The organism is Sphingomonas faeni (assembly GCF_040407505.1).
In the GTDB taxonomy this organism is placed as follows: Bacteria; Pseudomonadota; Alphaproteobacteria; order Sphingomonadales; family Sphingomonadaceae; genus Sphingomonas; species Sphingomonas faeni_E.
This window is the reverse complement of the sequence record NZ_JAPZPQ010000009.1, coordinates 43,015-68,814: the sequence shown is the minus strand read 5'-3', so window position 1 is coordinate 68,814 and position 25,800 is coordinate 43,015. Positions and strand designations below refer to the sequence as shown.

General features: G+C 65.5%; 25 protein-coding genes and 1 tRNA gene. 19 read left to right on the top strand and 7 right to left on the bottom strand.

Features of this window, described 5'->3' with window-relative positions; genetic code table 11:
• Positions 1-33 precede the first annotated feature (33 nt).
• The gene (locus tag O6X71_RS19245; protein ID WP_353467286.1) at positions 34-327 is read right to left on the bottom strand and encodes a DUF2218 domain-containing protein; all 294 of its coding nucleotides are present in this window, start codon (positions 325-327) and stop codon (positions 34-36) included.
• Positions 324-950 carry a PadR family transcriptional regulator gene (locus O6X71_RS19240; protein ID WP_353467285.1) on the bottom strand — a complete coding sequence of 209 codons (627 nt, stop codon included), beginning with the start codon at positions 948-950 and terminating at the stop codon, positions 324-326. The genes O6X71_RS19245 and O6X71_RS19240 overlap by 4 nt, the downstream gene beginning before the upstream one ends.
• A gap of 219 nt (positions 951-1,169) precedes the next feature.
• On the opposite strand from O6X71_RS19240, the gene O6X71_RS19235 reads away from it, so the two are divergent.
• From O6X71_RS19235 to O6X71_RS19225, 3 genes are all read left to right on the top strand, one after another.
• Positions 1,170-2,489 carry a replication-associated recombination protein A gene (locus tag O6X71_RS19235; RefSeq protein ID WP_353467284.1) on the top strand — a complete coding sequence of 440 codons (1,320 nt, stop codon included), beginning with the start codon at positions 1,170-1,172 and terminating at the stop codon, positions 2,487-2,489.
• A complete protein-coding gene (locus O6X71_RS19230; RefSeq protein WP_353467283.1) occupies positions 2,482-3,354 on the top strand; it encodes a hypothetical protein in 873 nt (290 codons plus the stop codon). The genes O6X71_RS19235 and O6X71_RS19230 overlap by 8 nt, the downstream gene beginning before the upstream one ends.
• 31 nt (positions 3,355-3,385) lie before the next feature.
• Positions 3,386-3,461 (top strand) — tRNA-Thr (locus O6X71_RS19225).
• A 277-nt stretch (positions 3,462-3,738) separates the two neighbouring features.
• On the opposite strand, the gene O6X71_RS19220 is transcribed toward O6X71_RS19225, so the two are convergent.
• The 4 genes from O6X71_RS19220 to O6X71_RS19205 form a co-directional block, all read right to left on the bottom strand.
• Complete coding sequence (locus tag O6X71_RS19220) at positions 3,739-4,755, bottom strand: patatin-like phospholipase family protein (RefSeq protein WP_353467282.1); 1,017 nt, start codon at positions 4,753-4,755, stop codon at positions 3,739-3,741.
• The gene (locus O6X71_RS19215) at positions 4,752-5,768 is read right to left on the bottom strand and encodes an SDR family oxidoreductase (RefSeq protein ID WP_353467281.1); all 1,017 of its coding nucleotides are present in this window, start codon (positions 5,766-5,768) and stop codon (positions 4,752-4,754) included. The genes O6X71_RS19220 and O6X71_RS19215 overlap by 4 nt, the downstream gene beginning before the upstream one ends.
• Positions 5,769-5,773: 5 nt before the next feature.
• Positions 5,774-6,439, bottom strand: a complete 666-nt coding sequence (locus O6X71_RS19210; RefSeq protein WP_353467280.1) for an HAD family hydrolase — start codon at positions 6,437-6,439, stop codon at positions 5,774-5,776.
• 263 nt (positions 6,440-6,702) lie between these two features.
• Positions 6,703-7,116 carry a hypothetical protein gene (locus O6X71_RS19205; RefSeq protein ID WP_353467279.1) on the bottom strand — a complete coding sequence of 138 codons (414 nt, stop codon included), beginning with the start codon at positions 7,114-7,116 and terminating at the stop codon, positions 6,703-6,705.
• On the opposite strand from O6X71_RS19205, the gene O6X71_RS19200 reads away from it, so the two are divergent.
• The 4 genes from O6X71_RS19200 to O6X71_RS19185 all read left to right on the top strand — a co-directional run bounded on the left by O6X71_RS19200 (position 7,117) and on the right by O6X71_RS19185 (position 9,649).
• Positions 7,117-8,160 (top strand): zinc-dependent alcohol dehydrogenase, encoded by a 1,044-nt coding sequence (locus O6X71_RS19200; protein WP_353467278.1) that lies wholly within the window; start codon positions 7,117-7,119, stop codon positions 8,158-8,160.
• 77 nt (positions 8,161-8,237) lie between these two features.
• A complete protein-coding gene (locus O6X71_RS19195) occupies positions 8,238-8,702 on the top strand; it encodes a hypothetical protein (protein WP_353467277.1) in 465 nt (154 codons plus the stop codon).
• Between the two features lie 84 nt (positions 8,703-8,786).
• Positions 8,787-9,290 (top strand): ferritin-like domain-containing protein, encoded by a 504-nt coding sequence (locus O6X71_RS19190; RefSeq protein WP_353467276.1) that lies wholly within the window; start codon positions 8,787-8,789, stop codon positions 9,288-9,290.
• A 71-nt stretch (positions 9,291-9,361) separates the two neighbouring features.
• Positions 9,362-9,649, top strand: a complete 288-nt coding sequence (locus O6X71_RS19185; protein WP_353467274.1) for a hypothetical protein — start codon at positions 9,362-9,364, stop codon at positions 9,647-9,649.
• Positions 9,650-9,740: 91 nt separating this feature from the next.
• On the opposite strand, the gene O6X71_RS19180 is transcribed toward O6X71_RS19185, so the two are convergent.
• The gene (locus O6X71_RS19180; RefSeq protein ID WP_353467273.1) at positions 9,741-10,595 is read right to left on the bottom strand and encodes a serine hydrolase; all 855 of its coding nucleotides are present in this window, start codon (positions 10,593-10,595) and stop codon (positions 9,741-9,743) included.
• Between the two features lie 284 nt (positions 10,596-10,879).
• On the opposite strand from O6X71_RS19180, the gene O6X71_RS19175 reads away from it, so the two are divergent.
• The 12 genes from O6X71_RS19175 (at position 10,880) to O6X71_RS19120 (ending at position 25,792) form a co-directional block, all read left to right on the top strand.
• Positions 10,880-11,884 (top strand): sterol desaturase family protein, encoded by a 1,005-nt coding sequence (locus tag O6X71_RS19175; protein WP_353467272.1) that lies wholly within the window; start codon positions 10,880-10,882, stop codon positions 11,882-11,884.
• Positions 11,881-12,561 carry a hypothetical protein gene (locus tag O6X71_RS19170; RefSeq protein ID WP_353467271.1) on the top strand — a complete coding sequence of 227 codons (681 nt, stop codon included), beginning with the start codon at positions 11,881-11,883 and terminating at the stop codon, positions 12,559-12,561. The genes O6X71_RS19175 and O6X71_RS19170 overlap by 4 nt, the downstream gene beginning before the upstream one ends.
• Before the next feature lie 92 nt (positions 12,562-12,653).
• On the top strand, positions 12,654-13,592 hold the full coding sequence (locus O6X71_RS19165; RefSeq protein ID WP_120298852.1) for a LysR family transcriptional regulator: 939 nt from the start codon (positions 12,654-12,656) through the stop codon (positions 13,590-13,592).
• Positions 13,593-13,752: 160 nt separating this feature from the next.
• Entirely contained in the window at positions 13,753-14,847 is a 1,095-nt protein-coding gene (locus O6X71_RS19160) for a putative urea ABC transporter substrate-binding protein (RefSeq protein ID WP_353467269.1), read from the top strand.
• A 164-nt stretch (positions 14,848-15,011) separates the two neighbouring features.
• Positions 15,012-15,830, top strand: coding sequence for an ABC transporter permease (locus O6X71_RS19155; RefSeq protein ID WP_353467268.1), 819 nt, complete (start codon positions 15,012-15,014; stop codon positions 15,828-15,830).
• On the top strand, positions 15,827-16,618 hold the full coding sequence (locus tag O6X71_RS19150; protein WP_353467267.1) for an ABC transporter ATP-binding protein: 792 nt from the start codon (positions 15,827-15,829) through the stop codon (positions 16,616-16,618). Before O6X71_RS19155 ends, O6X71_RS19150 begins: the two co-directional genes overlap by 4 nt.
• Positions 16,615-17,424 carry an urea amidolyase associated protein UAAP1 gene (locus O6X71_RS19145; protein ID WP_353467266.1) on the top strand — a complete coding sequence of 270 codons (810 nt, stop codon included), beginning with the start codon at positions 16,615-16,617 and terminating at the stop codon, positions 17,422-17,424. The genes O6X71_RS19150 and O6X71_RS19145 overlap by 4 nt, the downstream gene beginning before the upstream one ends.
• A gap of 9 nt (positions 17,425-17,433) precedes the next feature.
• Entirely contained in the window at positions 17,434-18,057 is a 624-nt protein-coding gene (locus O6X71_RS19140) for an urea amidolyase associated protein UAAP2 (RefSeq protein WP_353467265.1), read from the top strand.
• Positions 18,057-21,668 carry an urea carboxylase gene (gene uca, locus O6X71_RS19135; RefSeq protein ID WP_353467264.1) on the top strand — a complete coding sequence of 1,204 codons (3,612 nt, stop codon included), beginning with the start codon at positions 18,057-18,059 and terminating at the stop codon, positions 21,666-21,668. Before O6X71_RS19140 ends, uca begins: the two co-directional genes overlap by 1 nt.
• Positions 21,668-23,455, top strand: a complete 1,788-nt coding sequence (atzF, locus tag O6X71_RS19130) for an allophanate hydrolase (protein ID WP_353467263.1) — start codon at positions 21,668-21,670, stop codon at positions 23,453-23,455. The genes uca and atzF overlap by 1 nt, the downstream gene beginning before the upstream one ends.
• A complete protein-coding gene (locus O6X71_RS19125) occupies positions 23,452-24,876 on the top strand; it encodes a hybrid sensor histidine kinase/response regulator (protein ID WP_353467262.1) in 1,425 nt (474 codons plus the stop codon). The genes atzF and O6X71_RS19125 overlap by 4 nt, the downstream gene beginning before the upstream one ends.
• Positions 24,866-25,792 carry a DNA-binding response regulator gene (locus O6X71_RS19120; protein ID WP_353467261.1) on the top strand — a complete coding sequence of 309 codons (927 nt, stop codon included), beginning with the start codon at positions 24,866-24,868 and terminating at the stop codon, positions 25,790-25,792. Before O6X71_RS19125 ends, O6X71_RS19120 begins: the two co-directional genes overlap by 11 nt.
• The last annotated feature ends 8 nt before the right edge of the window (positions 25,793-25,800 follow it).

Genomic DNA, 25,800 nt, shown 5'->3' with positions numbered 1-25,800 from the left:
GCTGACGCCCGTGGCTCTGGATCCTGACTTTCGTCAGGATGACGAGGTCCAGTCGAACGTCAGCGGAGCCTCGCGAAACGCGAACCGGTCGAGATGGCTGGACACTACCTCGCGCATCCGGTCGACGTCGTCGCCCTCCGGGACCGTCAGCGCGACGTCGAGCGTTTCGCTGTCCGCACGCATCTCCAACACGGCGCCGTTCGGGAAGGCGATACGACCCTCTTCCTCCGAGAAGGCGACCTCCATCTTGTGGCTCCAGTGCTTGGCAAGCTGCTGAAGATACTTGCTGGCCGAATGCGTCGGCACCCTTGCGACCGAGACGCTCACTTGAGGCGCTCGATCTTCTGGGCGACCTCGTCGATTAGCGCGACGATCTCGTAGATTGTTTCGTCGTCGGTCTCGCCCTTTGGCACGCGACCCTGGATCGCCTCGCGCAGATTACCCATTGCACGACGGACCGGCGACCGATTCCACGCCACCCGATCCTGCTCGGCGGCAAGCCCGGTCAGGCGTTCGATCAGCATCGCGACGGCGCCGGCGTTCTCCCCGAGAAGTGCCCGGCCCTCGTCCGTCGCGGCAAAGCGCTTCTTGGCGCCTTCCGACTGCTGCTCGCCGATCAGGTTCATTTCGTCGAGCAGCGTGAGCGTCGGATAGACCACGCCCGGGCTCGGCGCATAGGCACCGCCGGTCATCGCCTCGATCTCGCGGATCAGGTCGTAGCCGTGACGCGGGGCGTCGGCGATCAGCTTCAGGAGCACGAGCTTCAACTCGCCGCCGTCGAACATCCGGCGACTGCGCCCCCCGCCGCCGCCGCCGCCGCCGCCGCCGCGACCATGATGCCGGTGGGCACCGTGCACCGCCTCGCGGATCTGATCGCGCATCGTGTGGAAATCGCGCTGCCAATCCGCACCGTCCCTTGGGCCGCCTCCGCGGCCGTTCATGTCAAACATCAATGTTCCCATCTATATTGCGATAGCGCTAAGATATATCTTCGATGTAAGTAGTCAAGATGCGCCCGAGATATATCTTGATATTTTTACTTACCATGAGCGGGGGCGGCTTCACCGGAGCCATGACACCGTGACCTGACGAGCGCCGCTGTCCCCATCCAATCCGGGGACAGCGGCGTATGGATGGGCAAACCGGCCCCCCGCCCCTATCTTCCCGAAATGGCCGATCTCTTCGCGGGCTTCGAACCCGCAGCCCCCACCGAAACGCATGCCGAAAACGCGCCGCTCGCCGACCGCCTGCGCCCGCGTACGCTGGACGAGGTGGTCGGGCAGGATCACATCACCGGTCCCGAAGGCGCGATCGGCCGTATGGTGTCGGCCGGCCGCCTGTCCTCGATCATCCTCTGGGGCCCGCCCGGCACCGGCAAGACGACGATCGCGCGGTTGCTTGCCGATGCGGTCGACCTGCGGTTCGTCGCGATCTCGGCGGTGTTCTCCGGCGTTGCAGACCTCAAGAAGTCGTTCGCCGAAGCACGCGAGCACGCCAAGATCGGCAAGCGCACCTTATTGTTCGTGGACGAGATCCACCGCTTCAACCGCGCGCAGCAGGACGGTTTCCTGCCCTATGTCGAGGACGGCACGGTGACGTTGGTCGGCGCCACCACCGAGAACCCGTCGTTCGAACTCAACGCCGCGTTGCTCAGCCGCGCGCAGGTGCTGATCCTCGAACGGCTTGGCCGCGGTGCGCTCGAACAGTTGCTCGACCGCGCCGAGACGGAGATGGAGCGCCCCCTGCCCCTGACTCCGCCCGCCAAGGATGCACTTATCGCCAGCGCCGACGGCGATGGTCGCTTCCTGCTAAACCAGGCGGAGACGTTGTTCTCGGTGAATCTCCCCGAACCGCTCGATCCTGCCGGCCTGTCGAACTTCCTGCAACGCCGCGTCGCGGTGTACGACAAGGATCGCGAGGGGCATTACAACCTCATTTCCGCGCTCCACAAATCGATCCGCGGCTCGGACCCGCAGGCGGCGCTCTATTATCTCGCGAGGATGCTGACCGCGGGCGAGGAACCGCTGTTCCTGCTCCGTCGCCTGACCCGCGCCGCGGTCGAGGATATCGGCCTCGCCGACCCTCAGGCGCTCGTCCAGTGCATCGCCGCGAAGGACACGTACGACTTTCTCGGCAGCCCCGAGGGAGAACTGGCAATCGCCCAGGCCTGCGTCTATCTCGCCACCGCGCCCAAATCGAATGCGGTCTACAAGGCGCAAAAGGCGGCATGGAAATCGGCGCGCGAGACGGGCTCGCTGATGCCGCCCGCATCGATCCGCAACGCGCCGACCAAGCTCATGCGCGATATCGGTTACGGCAAAGGCTACGCATACGATCACGATACCGAGGATGCGTTCTCGGGCTCGGATTACTGGCCCGACGAGATGAGCGCGCAGACCTTCTATACGCCCACCGAACGCGGGTTCGAGAAGCGGCTGTCGGAACGACTCGCCTATTGGGATGGCTTGCGCGCCGAGAAGAATGGCTGAACTACGCTTCACGCGGTTTGCGGCGATCGACTGGTCCGGCGCGCAGGGGCATCGGCACAAGGGCATCGCAGTCGCGGTCTGCGAGACGGGCGATGCAGCGCCGGCGCTGGTTGTCCCACCAAGCGCCAGTGCATGGTCGCGCGACGACGTCCTCGACTGGTTGCTCGACCAGGATGTGCCGACGCTGATCGGGCTCGACCTCTCCCCCGCCTTTCCGTTCGTTGACGAAGGCGGATACTTTCCCGGCGCGCCCGACAGTCCATCCGACGCCCGCGCCCTATGGAAAATGGTCGACGATGCCTCCGCAGCCGACCCGCACCTTGCCGTCTCCAGCCTGCTCACCGATCCCGAAATCCGCCGCCACTTCCGCCAGCACCGCGATTGCGGCGACCTGTTCCCCGGAGGCGCAGGGCGGATGCGCGTCTGCGAACACGGGCAACGCGCGATGGGCCTTTCCCCCACGAGTTGCTTCAACCTCGTCGGCGCGGCGCAGGTCGGCAAGTCGAGCCTCACCGGCATGCGCGTGCTCCACCGCCTCGCCGACCGCGTACCGATCTGGCCATTCGATCCGCTGCCACCGCATGGTCCCGTAATCGTCGAGATCTACACCACCATCGCCGCCCGCGCCGCCGGTATCCGCAAGGGTTTCAGCAAGATGCGCGACGGCAACTCGCTCGACACGGCACTCGCCAATCTCGGCAGCCAGCCGCACCAGCCGCTCCCTCGCTACGACGACCACGCCACCGACGCGATCCTCACCGCCGCGTGGCTCCGCGCCAACGCCGATCGCCCCGAACTCTGGCACCCGGCGGCGATGACATCGCATATCGCGCAAACCGAGGGCTGGACCTTCGGCGTATCTTGAAGCATGGGGCGATTACGCCTGACGCGAACGGGCCGGTTTAGCTCAGTTGGTAGAGCGCCAGTTTTGTAAACTGGATGTCGCGGGTTCGATTCCTGCAACCGGCACCACGACCTTCGTGCAACACCGTGTGCCGCTATCGGCGTTTCGCCACTGTGGGGATAACGCTCAGCTATTCTAACGCCAAGGGTTGACCGTCGACGTCCGACAGCGCGTTGGGAAGCCCGCGTTACGGGTCCCGCTGATCGACAGGAAAACTGCGATCGACTACTCAACAACGCACATCCCGGTTCGGGCTGCTCGATTACGGCATGGTGGTTTTGCCCCATCACTTCACCAGCAGCCGCCCAGCGGTCTCGGCAGAACGCCAATGCCGCAGCGATGACTCTAGACGGTGTTGAAACCGGCGATACCGATCGACAGCGTATCTGCGTCGATCGCGTCGACCACTAGCATTCCCGCACTATGACCCGCGGACCATCGTCGTTCGATAGTCGGTCCTGAAAAATCTAGCGCCTTACCCGCCACCTCGTCCTCTTGCTCGGTATAAGCGAGCCGGACGAGCGACAGTGCGAAGTCCTGGCGGCCAGCGTGCGCGGCTTGCCACCGTTCGATCGTGCGGCGGGATTGCGCGGCGAAGATGAGATCCTGCATGCGGCTCGTCGCCTCGCCCAATGTCGTCGGGCGTGGACCGTGGAGCGGCAACAGGTCGACCGCGATGCAGAGTGTTGGTCGCGGTGGCGGTTCGCTGAGGACCGGATCGAGCGGCAGGTTCGCGGACAGGCCGCCGTCGACCAGCCAGCGGCCGTCGATCTCGACCGGCGGGAAGGCGACGGGCAGTGCTGCGCTCGCGCGAACGTGATCAGGTCCGATCTGCATCGCGGCGCTGTCGAACACGACGTCGTCGCCGGTTTCGAGATCGACCGCAGTCGCGGTGTAGCGGCATGGGCCGTCATTGAGGCGATCGTAGTCGACCAGCGTTTCCAGCGTCGTGGCGAGCTGGTCGGTTTCGAAGATCGACGTCTGGCTGTCGCTCCACGGCGTGAAGGCGGAGAGCATGGGGCCGAAGATGCCGGGGCGACCGAGCGTTGCGGACCAGCCGACCGCGTTCGTCCGGCGGCTGGTTTCGAGGGCACTCAACCAAGGGAGCGCCGCGGCGCCAGACGGTGCGGGTCGCCAGAACGTTCGCAACGTCTCGATCCGGCGATCAGGCGCGGAACCAGCGATGAGGGCACCGTTGATCGCACCGATCGAGGCGCCGATGATCCAGTCGGGCTGGAGGCCGTGCGCGTGCAGCGCTTCGTAGACGCCCGCTTCGAACGCCCCGAGCGCGTTGCCGCCGCTGAGGACGAGCGCAACGTCGAAATCACGCGCGGCCCCTGCCCGTTCGGCGTCCGGTGTCACCGGCTGGTATCCTTCGGCCGGCTGAGGGCAACCGCGATCCCGGCTCCGACGACACCGAGCAACAGAATGGCGGGATGAAGTTTCTGGGCCTGCAACACGGTGCTCGATTTCCGCGCGTGGACGTCCTGGCTGCCGCGCAGCGCATCGACGCGCGGCTCATAGAGGTTGTCGCGGCGCGCCGGGTCGCCGGGATCGTCCGGCTTCTGCTGCGCGACGGTGCCGACCAGTTCCATGATCTTGTCGCTCAACCGTGGCGCGGCGCGCGATAGGAGCGAGGACAACAGCCCCCCGCCCCCCGCATACAGTGTGCGTCGCGGGGTCTCGCAGGCGAACAGCACCGCGTCGGCGACGACCGAGGGTGCGTAGAGCGGCGGGGGCAGGCGTGGTGGCTGGTCCATGAAGTTCCGCGCATGCTCGGGGAACGGCGTGTCGATCGCGCCGGGCTTGATCAGCGTGACCGAGATGCCGACCCCTTCCTGCTCCAACTCCATCCGCAGCGTGTCTGTCAGCGCCTGCACCGCATGCTTGGTCGCGCAATACGGGCCCTGCTCGACGATCGCACGATCGCTGAGGATCGAGCCGACGTTGATGATGGCCCCGCCACCGCGGCCGCGCAGATGCCGCGCCGCGACCAGCGATCCGTGCAGCACGCCGAAATAATTGACGTCGAATACGCGGCGGTGATCGGCGACCGGCACCTGCTCGATCGTGCCATAGGTTCCCGTGCCGGCGTTGTTGACCCAGCTGTCGAACCCGCCGAACGCTTCGATCGCGACGGCGGCGACACGCTCGACCGCGGCCATGTCGCTGACGTCCGCAACGCAGATCGCGATACGTCCGCTGTCGACCGACAGGCGATCGCGGAGTGCCTCGAGCGCTGCTTCGTTCCGCGCGGTGGCCACGACGGCGGCACCGCGTTTCACGGCCTCTTCGACGATCGCGAGACCGTTGCCGCTGGTTGCACCGGTGACGACGATGATCTGGTCGCGGAGGGGTTTCAGGGTGATGGCCATGGCGATCAGCGCCCCAGTGGCGAGGTTGCGTAGCCGGCGAGCAAGGCCGCCACGTCGTCGTAGATCGCGATCGCGCCTGCCGAATGGAGTTGCTCGTCCTTGAACTTGCCCGACCGGACGGCGACGGCGGCGATGCCGCATTGGGCCGCAGCCTCGATATCATAAGGCGTATCGCCGACGACGATCACCTCGGTGGGATCGATGTTCGGCAGTTTCTTGAGCGCGGTCGCGAAGATGTCGGGTGCGGGCTTGGTCTTCTCGACGTCGTCGCTGCTCGTCGTCGCGGCGATCAGGTCGCGTGCGTCGAGCAAGTCTATATAGTGGTCCAGTTCAGCCTCGGAGGCGGACGATGCCAGTACGACCTGCTGCCCGAGGCCGTGCGCGTGTGCCAGCAGGTCGTGCGCCTGCGCGAATGGCTTGGCGGTCTCCAAGTATTTCGCCTTGAAGATCGCACCGTGCGTGTCGCCGAGCTTTTCCTGCTGCGCCTCGTCCGCGTCGGGCAGCAGCGTTGGCACGAGCATGTCGGTCCCCTTGCCGATCTGGTCGTGGATCACCTGGCGGTCGAACGACGCGCCGACAGTCGCGAACGCTGCCTCCCAGGCCAGGACGTGCATGTCGTTGGTGTCGACCAGCGTACCGTCGATATCGAAGAGAATGGCTTTGATCTGCATGAGGCTATCCCGGATCTGAAATCGTGCACCCGCCCGTCCCAACGCCGCGGCGGCGTGCAAGGCGTGGCGGGCGAACGGCGTCGGCAGACTGCGATAGCGTCCTAACGGTCCACACTCCGAATTGGCCCCGGCGTCCGCAAACTTGGTAGGGCAATCGCCGTCGCGCAGAGGAAGCCGCAGCATCAATGTCGCAACCGCAACGATGTCGCAGAGCGATCAGGCCAGACAAGTCCTTACGATCTATGGACTTTCATTGTGGTATCTCAATTTAGTTTAAGTTCATCGATATTGATCATAATCAACATGAAATTTTTACTACGGATATTGGCGTGAAGCAGGAACGATGACGCCACTTTGATCGCTATACTCCCCAGGATATGTTCACGCTGACGGCGGCGACGCAGAAACGTTGCGGTCGAGACTTCGTGGCGACGGTTCAAAGTGTTGATGATGATCAGGCGGCGTTTGCGCCATTGCCGAGTCATGTCTGACGCGATGTAGTGTCGTGCGTGAGCACTAGGCTGCAATTCTATGACGGAGATCTTCTGATGCGCGCACTTGTTTGGCATGGAAAAGGCGATGTTCGGGTCGATACTGTTGCAGACCCCGAGATCAAGCATCCGCGCGATGCCATCATCAAGGTTACGGCCTGCGCGATCTGCGGGTCCGATCTTCACTTGCTCGACGGATACCAGCCGACGATGCAGGCGGGCGACATCCTCGGCCACGAGAATATGGGCGTGGTCGTCGCGCTTGGCTCCGAAGTTACCAATCTGAAGATCGGCGACCGCGTCGTCGTGCCGTTCACGATCAGCTGCGGCGATTGCTTCTTCTGTCGCAAGGGGCTGTTTTCGGCGTGCGAGCGGACCAATCCAAACTCTGAGATGGCGATCAAGGCGATGGGCCACTCCCCCGCCGGCCTGTTCGGGTTCAGCCACATGCTGGGCGGCTATTGCGGCGGTCAGGCCGAGTATCTCCGCGTGCCGATGGCCGATATCGGCCCGATCAAGGTGCCCGACAGCGTCACCGACGAGCAGGCGCTGTTCCTCTCCGACATCTTCCCGACCGGCTACATGGCCGCCGAGAATGCGCAGATCGAGCCGGGCGATACCGTCGCGATCTGGGGCTGCGGCCCGGTCGGCCAGTTCGCGATCCGCTCGGCGCTGATGCTCGGTGCCGGCCGCGTGATCGCGATCGACGAGGTGCCCGAGCGTCTCGCGATGGCCGAGGCCGGCGGCGCTGAGACGATCAACTTCGCCGAGGTCGACAGCGTCTATGACGAGCTGCAATTCCGCACCAAGGGCCGTGGCCCCGACAGCTGCATCGATGCGGTCGGCGCCGAGGCTTCGGGTCATGGCGCGATGGATGCGGTGATCGACAAGGTGAAGGCGGCGACGTTCCTCGCCACCGACCGCGTGCACGTGCTGCGCGAGGCGATCATGAGCTGCCGGATGGGCGGCACCGTATCGATTCCCGGCGTCTATGTCGGGATGGGCGACAAGATCCCGATCGGCGCGATGATGAACAAGGGGCTGACGATCAAGACCGGCCAGACGCACGTCCAGGCCTATACCAAGCCGCTGCTGGCACGGATCGAGGCGGGCGATATCGACCCGAGCTTCGTCGTGACGCACCCGGCCAGCCTCGAGGATGCGCCCGAGATGTACCAGAAGTTCCGCGACAAGCAGGACGGCGTCATCAAGGTCGTGCTCCGGCCGTAACCCCTTCCCGGCCCGGTCCGCTCCCGATGAGCGGACCGGGCCGGTTTTTGATCCGCTACATTCAGAAGGACGTACCGATGAGTGACAAGGTTCAGACCCCCGTTCCCGGCAACCCTGCGAGCGAGGGCGTACCGGACGGCGTCTCGGACTCGCCCCGTGGCAAGGACGGCGCCGACGTTCACGGTCGGAGCGAAGGCGGTGAGAGCGGCGGCGGGTTCTATCCCAACCCGCATGCCGGCAAGACCGAGACGAACACCGGTTTCATGGCGCATGGCGGCCAGACCGACATCGCCTATCACGGCGGCGGTCAGGCCGGCGAAGACGGCGGCAGCGCAGCCAACGGTGTCGCAGGCTCGGACGGCGGTGACCGTACGACCATCGCCGCCGACCCGGATGCCGACCGCGAACCCCATACGATCTCGGCCGAAGGTCACACGATCGAGGTCGTCGAGACGTCGGGCATCGCCGAAGCCGAGGCCAACGGCAAGATCGGTACCGATGCCGACTACGAGGACGAGCAGAAGCAGCCCGGCGCCGGCTGAGGTCGCCGCGCCTAAGTCTGCATTTCCCGCAATTCAAAACCAGCCGCCGCGCATCCCGCCCGGTGGAGCCACGAGGATGATCCCATGTCTGCACCCGAAGATCTCCAGGAAATCTACACCGACGAGCTGAAGGATCTGTGGTCCGCGAACGACCAGATGAAGAAGGTCCTCAAGAAGATAACGTCAAAGGCGAGCGACGCATCGCTGAAGGACATGCTGACCAAGTCGCAGGCGGATATCGAGAAGCATACCGACCTGCTCAAGGACCTGATCGCGTCGAACGACGAGAAAGTCTCGAAAGAGCATTGCAAGGGCATGGAAGGCCTCGTCGCCGAAGCCACCAAGCATGTCCTTGAGGAAGGCCCGGAGAAGGGTCCGCTGCTCGATGTGATGATCATCGCACAGTATCAGCGGATGACGCATTACGGGATCGCCGGGTTCGGCACGGCGACGGCGTACGCCAAGGCGCTGGGTCTCAAGGACGACCACAAGAAGCTTAGCGCAGCCACCAAGGACATCTACGGTGGCGACGAATATATGACGAAGCTCGCCGAGACGACCGTCAACATCGACGCCGAAGACGAATGACGTTCGATCGCCCGCCGGCATCATGTCGGCGGGCGACGATCCGATCCAGGCCAACGACGGAAGTGACGACGATGACGACGATGACGACCTACCCCCTGAGCGAGCCGGCAACGATATACCTCGAAAACACGCCCGGCGACGCGACGTCGGCGGCGATTGGACAAGGGACGCTGGAAGAGTGCGCCGAGATCGTTGCCGCCCTGCCAGCAGACAGGCAGCGTTCGATCGCCATTCAAATGGACAACCTCGATCTCAAGTTCGACGCGCACGATATCAGCGAACTCCTGAGGTTCCTGCACGAGGAAACTCCCGGCTTATCGAACACCGAAATTACAGAAATCAGAAGCCCCGATTCATGACTTCATAGGGCGCTGGCGATCGCTAACTTGCGAAGAGTTGCCGCTAAAATGGTATGGGATTTGCCCATAGCGGATCAACCATGGGGTCCTGCTACATGCGCATGAAGATGGAGAGCGCGTTGCGGACGCTATCTGCAAAACGGTCATAGATCACGCGTGCAACCTCGGCGATGACTGGCTGGCGATCACGTCCGCCCCGCGCGAACACCGCGACCGCCACGCGGCGACCGTCGGGCATGGTGATGAACCCGACATCGTTGGTGATGCCGTCCAAGGTGCCGGTCTTGTCCTCTACCCGAGTGCCTGCCGGAAGCAGGGCGCGGATACGGCGCGTCCCCGTCGCGCATCGGCTCATCAGTTCGAGCAGGAAGACGCGGCTCTGGGCCGTCAGCACGGTGCCGTTGTCGAGCTTGTGCAACAGCGTCACCATCGCAATCGGCGTGGCGACGTCCTTGTAGTCGGCAAGGTGGCCGCGTTCCCGAAGCAGCTGCGCTATGGTCCGGTCCATCCGGATGCCGGGTATCTTCTGCGTCCACAGCCACTGCTGGATAGCGACGGGGCCGCCAAGCGCGGCCAGCAACTGGTCGGTTGCCTGGTTGTCGCTGCGGATGATCATCAATTCCATGACTTTCGCGGCGGGCCGGCCAACGATCATGTCGCTTAGGCTGCGCCGGCCCTGATCGACATCGGCCAGGTAGGCGGCCGCGATCGCGAGCTTGACCGTACTCGCCATCGGAAACGGGATGTCGCCGTTGACGGCAACCGTCGAGCCATCGCTGAGGTCGAGAGCAGCGATCCCGTAGTCGCCGGGGCGTTCCGCGACCAGCTTAGCCAGCTGGCGCTCGAGCCCGACGAGATCTGCAGTGCTGGCGACCGCCGGTGCCGGCGCGAGGACGCCTGTCGCGATACCGAGAAGAAGCAGGCGGGGAAACAGGGGTGCGCGCATCGATCGTCCTCGAACCTTGTCTTTCAGCGACGTGTCCACGCTACACCGAAAAACCTGAACACATCGTGTTGCATGACGGCGGGGTGCGGCCAACGGCAAATTGCGCGAGCCGAGTTGGTCCGTGGGCGTGAGCAGGCTCACATCTCGGTCCCCGACCAATTCGAGACGTGCCAGCGCCCCCTCGTCTTCTCGCCAAGCGGCCCCCGCATACGTCCGATGACGTATGACGCCGCCCTGCATTTTCAGGCATCTTCCTCGTAGAAACTTGGCATCGCGGGGATAGTATGAGCGGAGTTCGCGTCGGCAAGAGAGTGATCGGGGCACAGGCACCCGTCATCGTGGGCTGGGAGAATATCCCCAAAGTACAGGGCGGCCCTGCGAAGCAGTTCTTCTTCACCTGGTTCCAGCCGACGATGCTGTTCGCGCTGATCGCCTTCTGGTTCTACGCACCCAATTCCATCGCGAAGGCATCGACCGCGATCGGCATCGGTATCGGCTTCAAAATGTTGCTGCTGGGCCTCGAATGGCTGGCACCCCGACACGACAGCTGGCGACTGACCTGGAAGGAACTGACCACCGACCTGTTCTATGTCGGCCTCGGTTACACCGTCCTGCGCATGATCGACGGCTATATCGGCGACGGTGCGATGATCGAGGCGATCCAGCATTCGTTCGACTGGGAAAAGTTCGCCTGGTTCACAGGACTGCCGCTACTGGTGCAGGCGCTGATGATCTCGCTCGTGTTCGACTTCGGGCAATACTGGATGCACCGCGGGATGCATAACTGGCATCCGCTATGGCTGGCACACGCGCCGCATCACTACATTACCCAGCTCAACATCAACAAAGGCGCGGTTGGCAATCCGGTCGAGCTGTTCCTGATCGGTCTCGGCGTCGGCGGGTTCTTCGACTTCGTGCCGCGGGCTGCCCTGCTCGCCGGGTCCTTCGGCCTTGCCGTCGGCACCTACCAACACATCAACGTCCGCTTCAACTCGCCGCGCTGGTGGCGCTTCCTGTTCAACACGACCGAGCATCACAGCGTACATCATTCGCAGGACTATGAGGCGAGCCGGAGCAATTATTCCAACACCTGGGTGATCATCGATCGCGTGTTCGGGACGTGCGTCGACGGTGAAGCCGAACTGCTCGGGATGGAGGGTGGCCGCCCCATGTCGGTCCGCGAGACGATGACCTACACCTTCACGGAAGGGTGGAAGTCGATCAAGGAACGGTTCGGTCGGCGGCTGAGCGGCAACATGGCGTCGGCGCCGATGGTACCGGCAGAATGACCGGAGCCGCTTCGACCGCAGGCCAAGCCACGGGGTTCGACGCGACCACCCCACGCGCGGCTCTGGGATATTCGGTGTATCGACGCTTTGTCGACGGGATCTGGCACGTCGAGGGCAGCCTCCCGCTGGCGCCGGGACAATCTGTCGACGACGCCTTCGAGCGGCTCGACCCCCTGTTCCTCGAAACCGGGACGACCCACGAACGGACGGGCGACACGCTGTCGTTCCAAAAGGAAGGCCAGGCTGCCCAGGACAAGATGGCCGTTTTCGATCGCGGCACCCTGCGCGTCGAACACGGAGCGACCGGGCTGGTGTTACGATACCGTCTGGCCAGCCGAGCCTTGCTGTTCTGCTTCCTCGCGCCGCTGCTGTTTCTCGCCTTCGCGCAAGCCACGATCGTTCTCGGCAAGTTCGAAAAGGCGAGGACCGAGGCCAAGGGCAAGAAGCCCGAGGTGAAGAAGCCACCGGTTGTGTTGAACCCGATCGACAAGGCGTTGGGTGCTCCCGAGCCCGACCCACCCAAGAAGAAAAGCAAGAAGGACGAGGACGACAAGAAGCCGTCGCCGACACCGGGGTATGTCTTTGCGGGCATTTTTGCCGCGCTGTATGCCGTGGGGCGCGTTCTCGAAGACCGTCGCATCAAGAGGGTGTTCCGGAAACGCCTGCTGAGCGCTTAGCGGCTTCGCAACGCCAGCGACGCATTCCGCACGCGTTGCGCAAGAACGACACGCAGCTAAAGGTGCCCCCGGACAATCCGGGAGCCGAGTGTTTGGACGACAACGCGATCCTGCCTGACAAGACCTTTGCGAGCCGGGTAGACTGGAACCTGTTGCGCACCTTCGTGGAAATCGTTCGGGCGGGTGGCATCGGCGCCGCCGCGCGCAAATTGAACAAGCAGCAACCGAGCATCAGCGCAGCGCTGAAACGGCTGGAGGACCAGGTCGGCGTCGAGCTGCTCAAGCGATCGTCTTCGGGTGTCGAGATGACGCCAGCCGGCACCGCGCTTCTTGGACTGTGCGAGGAGATGCTCGAAGCAGCGAGGATGGTCCCGCATCAGGTCGCGCAGGCCACCAAGCGCGTCGAGGGCATCGTCCGCATCCAACTGATCTCGGCGGTGACCTCGACCGAATTCGACGAGGCGATCGTCAGCTTCCACCGTCGCAACCCAAACATTCATATCGAGATTCGCGTCTCGCCCTGGCGCGCGGTCCTCAACGCGCTGGAGCAGGGCGATGCCGAGATCGGCGTCGGCTACGACAGCAACCCGCGAAGCAGCCTGGTCTACGAACCGCTGTTCGTCGAACGCCAGCAACTCTATTGCGCGCGCAGCCACCCCCTTTTCGGACACCGCGTCGACCGACTGGGCGAACTGAAAGACGAGGGCTTCGTCCTTACCGGTGATGACGAACTCGATACCATCACGCGTCTGCGCCGTCGTTATCGCCTCGGCACCAAGGCAACCGGGCATGCGGAGGATATCAACGAGGCCGCCCGACTGATTACCCTCGGCGTCGGCATCGGCTTCCTACCCGTGCTTGCCGCTGCGGATGCCGTCGCCAAGGGCCGGTTGTGGCCACTGCTCCACGCCGATGCCGAACCCGCCTACGACATATTCCTGCTCGCGCGGGCCGATCCGTCGCGCGACACTGCAACCCAGTTGTTCCTCGACGAAGTCACCCGGCGCCACCGGGCGCAACGCAGGGCATAGATACAGCCTATGCCTTTCATCAGTATTTTACCTCTTCATTGATGATCCCCGGCACGGCAACCTTGTTCCAAGGATGATGCCTTCGTCCGCCGCGTCTGTTCCCGATCATACGGGAGACGGCGGCGCACTGGTATCATCGGGTGGCTAAGGGGTGTGCTTGATGGTGTTTCGACCTTGGCTGAATAGCGTTGCAGCCGTCGCCGTGCTGCTGTCGCTGGGCGGTTGCGGCAGCAAGCCGTCGGGGTCCGCGACCGGCGCAGGCGTCGTGAAGAAGGACTTCACGATCGGCTGGTCGATCTACACCGGGTGGATGCCATGGGCGTATGCGCAGCAGTCCGGCATCGTGAAGAAATGGGCCGACAAATACGGCATCGATATCCGGCTGGTGCAGGTCAACGACTATGTCGAGTCCGTAAACCAGTACGCCGCGGGCAAGCTCGATGGCGTGGTCTGTACGACGATGGATGCGCTGACCATTCCGGCGGCGGGTGGCAAGGACACTACTGTATTGCTGATCGGCGATTATTCCGACGGCAATGACGGGGTGGTGCTCAAGAACGGCCGGACGATGGCCGACATCAAGGGTCGCTCGGTCAAGCTCGTCGAACTGTCCGTGTCGCATTTCCTGCTCGCGCGCGGCCTGGAACTGAGCGGCATGAAGCTCGCGGACGTGAAGACGGTGAATACCGGCGACGCCGACATCGTCGGGGCCTTTGCCTCGCCAACGGTGAACGCGGTCGTGACCTGGAACCCGCAGCTATCGACGATCCGCGCGACGCCGGGCGCGACGCAGGTCTTCGACAGCTCGAAGATCCCCAACGAGATCCTCGACACGCTCAACGTCAGCACCGCGACGCTCAAGGCCAACCCGAACCTCGGCAAGGCGCTCGCCGGCATCTGGTACGAGACGATGGCGATCATGACCCGCAACGACGCCGCGGGCCGCGCCGCGCGCGCGACCATGGCGAAGGCCGCGGGCACGACCGAGGCGAGTTTCGACGAACAGCTCAAGACGACGCACCTGTACGCGAAGCCGCAGGACGCGGTCGCCTATGCGGAGAACCCGGACCTGATCACCGTGACCGATCGGGTCCGTCAGTTCAGTTTCGCCCACGGCCTGTTCGGGCCGAGCGCGAAGTCCGTCGACACGATCGGCATCACCTTCGCCGGCGGCAAGACGCTCGGCGACACCAAGAATGTGAAGCTGCGGTTCGATCCGAGCTTCATGAAGCTGGCGGCGGACGGCAAGCTGTAGCCTCGCGTCGACTGAACAGAAGAGCGACGTCGGGACAGCAGTTCCGACGGTTCTCACGCCGTGCCGTCGGCATGCATGAAATCCGGGGATGAGATGAGCGTACTGCCACAACATTCCAGCAAGACGACTGACCGGCGCAACCGCACCGACGCAAGGCATCGGCGTTGACGCGGCTTGTCGATATCCGCCTCGGCCGCGCGGCGCAGCTTCTGCTGGGCGCGCTGCCGATCGTGGCGCTGCTGTTCGTCTACCTGCTCGCCTCCGAAGCGCGCCACCTCGACAATCCCGCCGACAAGGTGCTGCCGACCTTCGAGGCGATGGCGCAGGCCATTCGCGGGTTCACCACCGATCGCGATCCCTCGACCGATCGCGTCATCCTCGTCGCCGACACGCTGGCGAGCCTCTATCGCCTCGGCATCGGCCTCGCCATCGCGACCGCGAGCGCGCTGGTCCTCGGCCTGCTGCTCGGCGTCATGCCGCTCGCGCGTGCGGTGCTCGGCCCGACGGTCGCGGTGATCGCGGTCATCCCGCCGGTCGCGGTGCTGCCGATCCTGTTCATCGTACTAGGGCTCGACGAAGCCTCGAAGATCGCGCTGATCGCGATCGGCATCGCACCGTTCATGACGCGCGACCTGACGAACTTCGTCGCGACCCTCCCGGTCGAGCAGACCGTCAAGGCGCAGACGCTCGGCGCCAACAGCTGGCAATTGGCGATCCGCGTTGCCCTGCCGCAGTTGATGCCGCGCCTGATCGAGGCCCTGCGGTTGTCGATGGGCCCGGCCTGGGTGTTCCTGATCGCGTCCGAGGCGGTCGCCTCCGATGTCGGGCTCGGCTACCGGATCTTCCTGGTCCGGCGCTATTTCGCGATGGACATCATCCTGCCCTACGTCGCCTGGATCTCGCTGCTCGCGATCGCTGCCGACGCGCTGCTGCTGTTCATCAGCCGCCGCGGCTTCCCCTGGGCACATGGGGGCGGCCGGTGACTCCGCTTCTGGAACTCCGCAACATCTGGGTCGAATATGGCGACAAGATCGTGCTCGAACGCGTCTCGCTCGAGATCGCCGAGCGCAGCTTCGTCGCGGTGGTCGGCCCGTCGGGTGCCGGCAAGAGCACCTTCCTCCGCCTGATCCTCGGTCAGGAAGCGCCGACCCGCGGCGAAGTATTGCTCGATGGCAAGCCGATGCGCGCCGAATGCGGCCCCGATCGCGGCGTCGTGTTCCAGCGCTATTCGGTGTTCCCGCACCTCACCGCGCTGCGCAACGTGATGTTCGGGCTCGAATGCGCACACGCCCCCTTCGCCGCGCGACTGTTCGGGGCGCAACGGCGTGCCGCCCGCGACACCGCGATCGAGATGCTCGCCGCGGTCGGCCTCGATCACAGCCTTGACGTCTATCCCGCGCAGATGTCGGGCGGCATGCAGCAGAGGCTGGCGATTGCGCAGGCGCTGGTCAAGCATCCCCGCATCCTCCTGCTCGACGAGCCGTTCGGCGCGCTCGATCCGGGCATCCGCCTCGACATGCACGCGCTCATCACCCGGCTCTGGCAGGAGCGCGGGCTTACCATCGTGATGGTGACGCACGACATCGGCGAGGCGTTCAAACTCGGTACGCGCGTACTCGCCTTCGACAAGCGCCGCCACGATCCGCACGCGCCGCACCGCTTCGGCGCCACCACCACCTACGACCTGCCACTCGATCGCAAGACCCTGCCGCCACAGGCGCTCGTCGACGCGATCGGTGGCGGCGATCTTGCACGGAGACCCTTCGCATGACGACCACCACCGCCGATCCGTACGGCGCCCGCGACCACGCCCGCGCGATGACGGGCACCTGGGTGGAGGCGATGCCCACCCTCCCAGCCGCCGCCGTCGACGCGCCCGGGGAAGCCGTCTGGGAAGAGACGATTGCGCCTGCGGGCTACGCGTCGCGCCGGATCGCGCGCGGCACACGCCTGCGATTGATCGACCTCGTCGGCGACGCCTGCGCCTCGATGCTGGTGTTCAATGCCGAGACGCCGACCGAGCGGCTGAATGTGGCCGATACGCTGAAGGTGCAGTGGAACGGGTATCTGGGCGCGGGCCGGCTGCTGCTGTCGGACATGGGCCGGGTGATGATGACCATCCTAGAGGATGACGCCGGCACGCACGACGCGTTCTGCGGCGCATCGAACGAAGCATCCAACGCGCGCGCTTACGGCGACGGCAAGAATTACGGCGCGCATCCGAACGCACGCGACCGCTTCATGCTGGGCGTCGCCAGGCACGGGCTCGGTCGCAAGGACGTCCACCCCTGCATCAACTGGTTCAAGGGCGTCCGGATCGCCGAGGACGGCGCCACCCTGCCCGAGATAGGCCCCTTCCCGCCCGGCCGGACGCTCGTCCTGCGCGCCGAAATGGACCTGATCGTCGTGCTCGCGAACTGCCCGCATGTGCTCGACACCCGCGCCGATTTCACGGTGACGCCGCTGCGCGCGACGGCGTGGCGCGGCGAACCGGCGGCCGAGGATGACCCGATCCGCACCGCGACGCCGGAAGGGCTCCGCGCCTTCCTCAACACCGAAGATCTCTACGCGCGCTGAAGGACCGACATGACCATTGCCCCCCTCCCCGGTACCATCCGCCACGACGAGACCGTCCCCGCCCGCGCACCGTGGATGCACCGCGTCGCCGCTGGTGAAACGCTGCGCATCGTCGATCTCGAAGGCAATCAGGCAGTTGATTTCCTGATGTATGCCGCCGCCGACGATTCCGAGCGGTACAGCGCGCAGGATACGATCGTGGCGCAGCGCAACCTGTTCCTGCGCGAGGGCGCGGTGCTGCTCTCGAACGAAGGTCGGCCGATGATGACGATTACCGGCACCAGCGTCGCCTATCACGACACGATCGGCGGCGCCTGCTCGTGCGAGTCCAACACCTTGCGCTACGGCCACCATACCAAGGCCCAGCATAGCTGCGTCGACAATTTCCTCGACGCCAACATTCGCGCCGGCCGCGGCAAGCGCGACATGGTGTCGAACATCAACTTCTTCATGAACGTGCCGGTCGAGGCGGACGGTACGCTCGGCATCGTCGACGGCATTTCCGCGCCCGGACTGACCGTCGACCTGCGCGCGGAGATGGACGTGATCGTGGTCGTGTCCAACTGCCCCCAGGTCAACAATCCCTGCAACGGCTTCAACCCAACCCCCGTACGCATGCTGGTGTCGGGCTGATGTTCACCAAGGTCCTGATCGCCAATCGCGGCGCGATCGCCTGCCGCATCATTCGTACGTTGAAGACGATGGGCGTCGGTTCGGTCGCGGTGTTCAGCGACGCCGACGCCGGGTCCGCGCACGTTGCCCAGGCTGACGAGGCGGTCCGGATCGGTCCATCGCCAGCGGCAGAGAGCTATCTCAATGTCGAGGCGATCCTCGCCGCCGCCGAAGCGACCGGCGCCGAAGCGATCCACCCCGGCTACGGCTTCCTGTCCGAGAACACCGCGTTCGCCGAGGCATGCGCCGCGCGCGGCATCGCGTTCATCGGTCCGACCCCCGACAACATTCGCGCCTTCGGCCTGAAGCACACCGCACGCGATCTCGCCGCCGCGCAGGGCGTGCCGCTCGCGCCCGGCACCGACCTGCTCCGCGACGAAACTGCAGCGGTCGAGGCGGCAGCGCAGATCGGTTATCCAGTGATCCTCAAGGCGACCGCCGGCGGCGGCGGCATCGGCATGAAGGTCTGCGCCGACGAGGCCGATATCCGCGAGGGCTTCGCCACCGTAGCCCGCCTCGGTGCAGGCAATTTCGGCGACGGCGGCGTGTTCCTCGAACGCTACGTCGCCCGCGCGCGGCATATCGAGGTCCAGGTGTTCGGCGACGGCGCCGGTAATGTCGTCGCGCTCGGCGAGCGCGATTGCTCGCTCCAGCGGCGCAACCAGAAGGTCGTCGAGGAAACTCCCGCTCCGCTGCTCCCCGCCGCCACGCGTCAGGCGCTGATCGACGCCGCCGTCCGGCTCACCGCCGCCGCCGATTACCGGTCCGCGGGGACGGTCGAGTTCCTCTACGACGCCGAACGCGACGACTTCTTTTTTCTTGAGGTCAACACCAGGCTCCAGGTGGAACACGGCATCACCGAACAGGTCACCGGTGTCGATCTGGTCGAATGGATGGTCCGCGGCGCCGCCGGCGACCTTGCCTTCCTCGACGGTTTCGAGGCGAAGCCAGTCGGCGCGTCGATTCAGGTTCGTCTCTATGCCGAGGATCCCGCGCAGGATTACCGGCCAAGCTCGGGCCGGCTGGTCGGCGTCTCGTTCCCCGAAGGCCCGCGTGTCGACAGCTGGATCGCCGCCGGCACCGAGGTATCGAGCTGGTACGATCCGATGCTCGCCAAGCTGATCGTCACCGCACCCACCCGCGACGCCGCGGTGCAAGCAATGCAGGACGCGCTCGACGCCACGTCAATCGCCGGGATCGAGACCAATCTCGACTGGCTGCGTACCGTCGTGCGCTCGCCGGTGTTCACCAGCGGAGAGGTCTCGACCCGCGCGCTTGCGGACATCGCCTACACGCCGCGGTCGATCCGCGTGCTGGCGGGCGGCGCGTCCACCACGGTCCAGGATTACCCCGGCCGGCTAGGCCTGTGGGATGTGGGCGTACCGCCCTCTGGGCCGATGGACGCACTCGCGTTTCGCCTTGGCAACCGGCTGCTCGGCAACGCGGAAGACACGGCAGGGCTCGAGATCACCGCCGCCGGGCCGACGCTGCTCTTCAACGTCGCCACCCGGATCTGCCTGACCGGCGCCGATTTCGGTGCGGCCGTCGATGGCACGCCAGTGTCCTCCTACGAGCCGATCGACATTGCGGCCGGCCAGATCCTCAAGATCGGGCGCGTCACGGGTGGCGGCATGCGCGGGTACATCGCGATCGCCGGCGGACTCGACGTGCCGCTGTTCCTGGGCAGCCGAAGCGCCTTCACGCTTGGCGAGTTCGGCGGCCATGCCGGGCGTGCGGTGATGACCGGCGACACGCTGCATCTGGCCCGAACCGATCCGCCCAGCGCGCCGGCAGCAACGCTCACGCTCGCCGACCGACCGACGATCACCCGCGAATGGACGCTTTCCGTCCTCTACGGCCCGCACGGCGCCCCCGATTTCTTCACCTCCGACGACATCGCGATGCTGCGCAGCACGGCGTGGAAAGTCCACTACAACTCCAACCGCACCGGCATCCGCCTGCTCGGCCCCAAGCCGCACTGGGCGCGGAAAGACGGCGGCGAGGCCGGGCTTCACCCGTCGAACATCCACGACAATGCCTATGCGATCGGCGCGGTCGACTTCACCGGCGACATGCCGATCATCCTCGGTCCCGACGGTCCCTCGCTCGGCGGCTTCGTCTGTCCGTTCGTCGTGGCTCAGGCGGATCTGTGGAAGGTCGGGCAGCTCGCCCCGGGCGACAGTGTCCGCTTCGTACCGATCGACAATGCGACAGCGGTCGCGGCCGAGCAGGCGCAGGACCAACTCGTCGCTACGCTATCGGCTCCGACGGCTGAACCAGCGGAGTCCGACAACGCGCTCGGTTCGCCGATCCTGCGCGCGATCGAGGCACAAGGCGTACGCCCCGCCGTCACCTATCGTCAGCAGGGCGATCGCAACCTGCTGGTCGAATACGGCCCAATCATGCTCGATCTCGAACTACGGCTCCGCGTTCACGCGTTGATGCTCGAAGTCGAAAAGGCCGCGCTTCTCGGCATCATTGACGTGACCCCGGGCATCCGTTCGCTGCAGATCCACTACGACAGCCGGCAGCTTTCGCAGGCGTCGCTGCTCCATGCGCTCGCCGCGGCCGAGGAGCGGCTCGGTGGCCTCGACGATTTCGAAATCCCGTCGCGCGTGATCTACCTGCCGCTGTCGTGGAAAGACCCGGCGATCTACCAGACGATCGACAAATACATGGAATCGGTGCGCGACGATGCGCCGTGGTGCCCGGACAACATCGAGTTCATCCGCCGCGTGAACGGGCTCGACAGCATCGACGACGTGCAGCGGATCGTGTTCGATGCCGAGTATCTCGTGATGGGCCTCGGCGACGTCTATCTCGGCGCACCGGTGGCGACGCCGATCGACCCGCGGCACCGGCTCGTCACCACCAAATACAACCCCGCACGCACCTGGACGCCGCCCAACGTGGTCGGCATCGGCGGCGCGTACATGTGCATCTACGGCATGGAAGGTCCCGGCGGATACCAGTTGTTCGGCCGCACCATTCAGGTGTGGAATGCGTGGCGCCAGACCGAAGCGTTCCGGGATGGCAAGCCCTGGCTGCTGCGCTTCTTCGACCGCATCCGATTCTTCCCGGTCAGCCACGACGAACTGACCGAGTGGCGCCGCGACTTCCCGCTCGGCCGGCGCGCCATCCGGATCGAGGAGGAAGTGTTCCGCCTCTCGGAATACCGCGCCTTCCTTGCCGACAACGCGCCGTCGATCACCGCATTCCAGATGCAGCGCCAAGCGGCGTTCGACGAGGAGCGCGCGGACTGGGAGCGCAACGGCGAATTCGACCGCGTCGCGGCGTTGACCGAGGAAGCGGACGCTGGCGCAGCAACAGCCGAGATCGACGTGCCCGAAGGCTGCGAGCTGGTGGAGGCACCGTTCGGCGGTAGCTTGTGGAAGCTGATGGTCGCCGTAGGGGCGGAAGTGACGGAAGGCGACACGATCGGCATCATCGAGGCGATGAAGATGGAATCCCCCGTGATCAGCCCCGTCACGGGTACGATACGCCGCATCTACGTCCAGGAGCGACAACCGCTCTCGCCCGGCGGGGCGATGCTCGCGGTGGAGGTGGCGTGATGGACGTCGCCTTCCAGATCGGTGACATCTCCGCCGCGGTTACGTCTGGGCGTACCGATGCGGTCAGCATCGCCCGAGCCGCACTGGCACGTATCGACGCCTATGCGGCGATCCAGCCCGCGGTGTGGATCACGCGCATCGCCGATGCCGATGTCCTGGCGTACGCACGCCGCGTCGACGCACGGATCGCCGCAGGAGAGGTACTGCCGCTTGCCGGGGTGCCGTTCGCGATCAAGGACAATATCGACTTGGCGGGCGTACCAACCACCGCCGCGTGCCCAGACTTCGCTTACACGCCGACCGTCTCTGCCGAGGTGGTCGAACGCCTAATCACGGCCGGTGCGATCCCGATGGGCAAGACCAACCTCGACCAGTTCGCGACGGGCCTCAACGGCACCCGCAGCCCCTACGGCGCACCCGCCTGCGTGTTCAACCGTGCCTATGTCAGTGGCGGATCCAGTTCCGGCTCGGCAGTCGCGGTCGCGGCCGGACTGGTGGCGTTCGCGCTCGGCACCGACACCGCCGGATCGGGTCGCGTCCCCGCCGCGTTCAACGGCCTGATCGGCATGAAGCCTACCAAAGGCCGCTGGAGCACCACCGGGCTGGTGCCGGCGTGTCGCACGCTCGACTGCATCACCGTGCTGGCTCACACCATCACCGACGCGCGCGCGGTCGACGAGGTAGTCACCGGCTTCGACCGCACCGACGCCTATTCCCGCCCGCGCGAGGACCGTCCCGTCGCCATGCGCCGGATCGGCGTACCAGCGCCCGACCAGCGTATCTTCCTCGGCGACTCCACCGCCGCCCGCCTGTACGAACAAGCGCTAGCGACATTGGCCGCGGACGGCGCCGAACTGGTCGAGGTGGACATGGCGCCCCTCCGCGAGGCGGCGATGCTACTCTATGGCGGCCCCTGGGTGGCGGAACGCACCGCCGCAGCCCTGCCTCTGTTGGATACACGCCCCGAAGCGATCGACCCGACCGTGCGCGCGATCATGGAAGCCGGACGTTCCGTCAGCGGCGTAGACGTGTTCGAAGGCCAGTATCGGCTCGCCGCGCTGCAGCGGATCGCGGACACGATGTGGCAGGATATCGACCTGCTCGCGCTGCCGACCACGCCGACGATCTACCGCATCGCCGAGATGCGCGCGGCGCCGATCGCGCTCAACAGCAACCTCGGTCTCTACACCAACTTCGTCAACCTGCTCGACATGGCCGCTCTCGCCCTTCCCGCCGGCTGGCGCGACAACGGGACCGGCTTCGGCATCACGCTGATCGCGCCCGCCTGGACCGACCAGGGCCTGCTCGACGCCGGCGAGGCCTATCTCGCCGCCGCCGCGCTTCCCCCACCCCCGCCCCTGAACATCGAGGATACTATGGAAACCGTGAAACTCGCCGTCGTCGGCGCGCATCTCGAAGGCATGCCACTCCACTGGCAACTGACATCCCGCGAGGCGCGGCTGATCAGTGCCACCACGACCGCGCCAACCTATCGACTGTACGCGATGGCCAATTCCACACCGCCCAAGCCTGCGCTGATCCATGTCGGCGAAGACGACGGCGCCGCGATCGCAGTGGAAGTCTACGAACTCGACGTCGCCGCATTCGGCAGCTTCGTCGTGGAGGTCCCGGCGCCTCTTGCGATCGGCTCGGTGACGCTCGCCGACGGATCGACCGTCAAGGGCTTCGTCGCCGAGCCGCGCGCGATCGTCGGCGCCGAGGACATCACCGCGCTCGGCGGCTGGCGCGCCTATATCGCTACGCTGCCGCGTCCAGGCGGGTCATGACCGCGGCGAACGCATCCCATGCGGCGACCCTGGCCGAGCTTGAGCGCGCCAAGGTCTCGGCCGAGGCTGCCAACGAGGCGAAGACCCGCTACCTCGTCGCGGTCAGCCATGAGATCCGTTCGCCCCTCAACGTCATCTACGGCTATGCGCAGCTGCTGGAACGCGACGACACGCTGTCGGGCGCAGAAGTCGGGACGATCATCCGCCGCTCCGCCGAACACGTCACCAACCTCGTCGAGGGACTGCTCGAAATCTCGCGGATCGAGAGCGGCGTCCTGACGATCCGCTCGGACCTGATCGACATCCGCGGACTGCTCGACCACATCGTCGACATGTTCCGGATGCAGGCCGCCGCCAAGGGTCTGACGCTGACGCTCGACGTCGACGATCGGCTGCCCGCGCAGGTGAAGGCGGACGAGAAGCGCCTGCGCCAGATCCTCATCAACCTCGTCTCCAACGCGATCAAATACACCCAATCGGGCAGCGTCGCCGTCAAGGTCCGCTACCGCAGCCAGGTCGCCGATATCGAGGTTCGCGACACCGGCATCGGGATTGCCGCGGGCGACCTGGACCGCGTGTTCGAACCGTTCGAACGCGGCAACTCGGCGGAGGCGCAAAGTCAGCCGGGCATCGGCCTGGGCCTCGCCATCACACGCGTACTTGCCAGCGTGCTCGGCGGCGACATTGCGGTGGAGAGTACGCCAGGCGTCGGGAGCAGTTTCCGCTTCCGCATCATGCTGCCCGCCCCGATGGTCGCATCGCGCGCGTCCGTGCAGGGTGCGAGGATCACCGGCTATGCGGGACCGCCGCGGACCGTACTCGTGATCGACGACGATCCTGCGCAGCGTGCCATCCTCCAGTCGCTGCTCGCCGCGCTGGGTTTCGTGGTGCATACCGCAGCGAATGGAACGGACGGGCTCCTGCTGGCCGAGCGTACGCCCGCCGATATCGTCTTGCTCGACATCCAGATGCCCGGGATGAGCGGGTGGGACGTTGCTGCCCGGTTACGCGCGAGCCACGGCGCTTCGCTGCGGATCGTGATGGTGTCCGCCGACGTGCATGAACTCAACATCGGTGGGGAAGACCGCAGCAACCACGATGCGTTCGTGACGAAGCCGGTCGAACTCGACGCGCTGATCTCGCTGATCGGCACGCAGCTCGATTTGCGCTGGGACGAGGCAGCGGTGCCCGACCTAACCGATACGCCCGCCGCATTGCCCCCCTTGCCAGCGGCCGCCCTGCCCTTCCTCGATCGCTTGCGACATCTTGCACAGATCGGCCACGTCCGCGGCCTCGAAGACGCACTCGATGTGTTCGAGCAGACGATACCGACCGCCGCGCCCCTGGTCATGGTGCTCCGACGCCAGTTGGTCGACCTCGATCTCGCCTCGCTACAGAAGACGCTCGACGATGCGCGTTGAACCCGCAGAGGCGGCACGGCCGGTCATCCTGGTCGTCGACGATACGCCCGAAGCGTTGCGGTTCCTGACCACGACGATCGAGAGCGCCGGGATGACCGTCCTGATCGCGATCGACGGTCTCGCCGCGCTCGCGCTGTTGAAGAACATCACGCCCGACCTGATCCTGATGGACGCGGTGATGCCCAATCTCGATGGGTTCGAAACGACCCTGCGGATCAAGGCCATTCCGGCGTTCCAACATTTGCCGATCATCTTCATGACCGGACTGACCGAGACCGAGCATGTCGTCCGCGGGCTCAACGCCGGCGGCATCGACTTCGTCAGCAAGCCGATCGTGATCGAAGAGCTGCTGGCCCGCATCCGGGTGCACCTGGCCACCGCACGCGTCGCGCATGGCAGCCAGCTCGCACTCGACATGAGCGGCCGGCCAGCGCTCGCGGTCGATGGTGCCGGGGAGCCGCAATGGCTGACCCCGGCCGCGAGCGCGATGCTCGAACGGCTATTCCCCGGCTGGTCCTGCGCATCCGGCGGGCTACCCATGCCTTTCCTGGCGGCGCTGCGCGTTTTGCAAGCCAGTCCGCCGATGCCGGGAGCACGCGTCACCGTGGCAGCCGGTGATCGTACGCTGGAAGCCGGCCTGTTGCGCAACACCGCCGCGAATCAATGGGTGTTCCGCCTGACCGAACGCCACGAAGGGGAGGAGCAGGCGATGCTCGCCGCCCAGCACGGGCTCACCTCGCGCGAGGCCGAAGTCCTGCTTTGGATCAGCCGCGGCAAGCAGAACCGCGAGGTCAGCGAAATCCTGGAGATCAGTCCGCGCACCGTGAACAAGCATCTCGAACAGATTTTCGAGAAGATGGGCGTGGAGAACCGTGCATCGGCGACCGCGATCGCCGTCACCACGCTGACGCGCTAGGCCGAGGG

What these genes read in the sequence shown, in the direction of transcription:
- O6X71_RS19240 (WP_353467285.1), bottom strand. Translation starts at nt 950, where the DNA reads ATGTTTGACATGAACGGCCGCGGAGGCGGCCCAAGGGACGGTGCGGAT.
- O6X71_RS19235 (WP_353467284.1), top strand. Translation starts at nt 1,170, where the DNA reads ATGGCCGATCTCTTCGCGGGCTTCGAACCCGCAGCCCCCACCGAAACG.
- O6X71_RS19230 (WP_353467283.1), top strand. Translation starts at nt 2,482, where the DNA reads ATGGCTGAACTACGCTTCACGCGGTTTGCGGCGATCGACTGGTCCGGC.
- O6X71_RS19215 (WP_353467281.1), bottom strand. Translation starts at nt 5,768, where the DNA reads ATGGCCATCACCCTGAAACCCCTCCGCGACCAGATCATCGTCGTCACC.
- O6X71_RS19210 (WP_353467280.1), bottom strand. Translation starts at nt 6,439, where the DNA reads ATGCAGATCAAAGCCATTCTCTTCGATATCGACGGTACGCTGGTCGAC.
- O6X71_RS19195 (WP_353467277.1), top strand. Translation starts at nt 8,238, where the DNA reads ATGAGTGACAAGGTTCAGACCCCCGTTCCCGGCAACCCTGCGAGCGAG.
- O6X71_RS19190 (WP_353467276.1), top strand. Translation starts at nt 8,787, where the DNA reads ATGTCTGCACCCGAAGATCTCCAGGAAATCTACACCGACGAGCTGAAG.
- O6X71_RS19185 (WP_353467274.1), top strand. Translation starts at nt 9,362, where the DNA reads ATGACGACGATGACGACCTACCCCCTGAGCGAGCCGGCAACGATATAC.
- O6X71_RS19180 (WP_353467273.1), bottom strand. Translation starts at nt 10,595, where the DNA reads ATGCGCGCACCCCTGTTTCCCCGCCTGCTTCTTCTCGGTATCGCGACA.
- O6X71_RS19175 (WP_353467272.1), top strand. Translation starts at nt 10,880, where the DNA reads ATGAGCGGAGTTCGCGTCGGCAAGAGAGTGATCGGGGCACAGGCACCC.
- O6X71_RS19170 (WP_353467271.1), top strand. Translation starts at nt 11,881, where the DNA reads ATGACCGGAGCCGCTTCGACCGCAGGCCAAGCCACGGGGTTCGACGCG.
- O6X71_RS19160 (WP_353467269.1), top strand. Translation starts at nt 13,753, where the DNA reads ATGGTGTTTCGACCTTGGCTGAATAGCGTTGCAGCCGTCGCCGTGCTG.
- O6X71_RS19145 (WP_353467266.1), top strand. Translation starts at nt 16,615, where the DNA reads ATGACGACCACCACCGCCGATCCGTACGGCGCCCGCGACCACGCCCGC.
- O6X71_RS19140 (WP_353467265.1), top strand. Translation starts at nt 17,434, where the DNA reads ATGACCATTGCCCCCCTCCCCGGTACCATCCGCCACGACGAGACCGTC.
- uca (WP_353467264.1), top strand. Translation starts at nt 18,057, where the DNA reads ATGTTCACCAAGGTCCTGATCGCCAATCGCGGCGCGATCGCCTGCCGC.
- atzF (WP_353467263.1), top strand. Translation starts at nt 21,668, where the DNA reads ATGGACGTCGCCTTCCAGATCGGTGACATCTCCGCCGCGGTTACGTCT.
- O6X71_RS19125 (WP_353467262.1), top strand. Translation starts at nt 23,452, where the DNA reads ATGACCGCGGCGAACGCATCCCATGCGGCGACCCTGGCCGAGCTTGAG.
- O6X71_RS19120 (WP_353467261.1), top strand. Translation starts at nt 24,866, where the DNA reads ATGCGCGTTGAACCCGCAGAGGCGGCACGGCCGGTCATCCTGGTCGTC.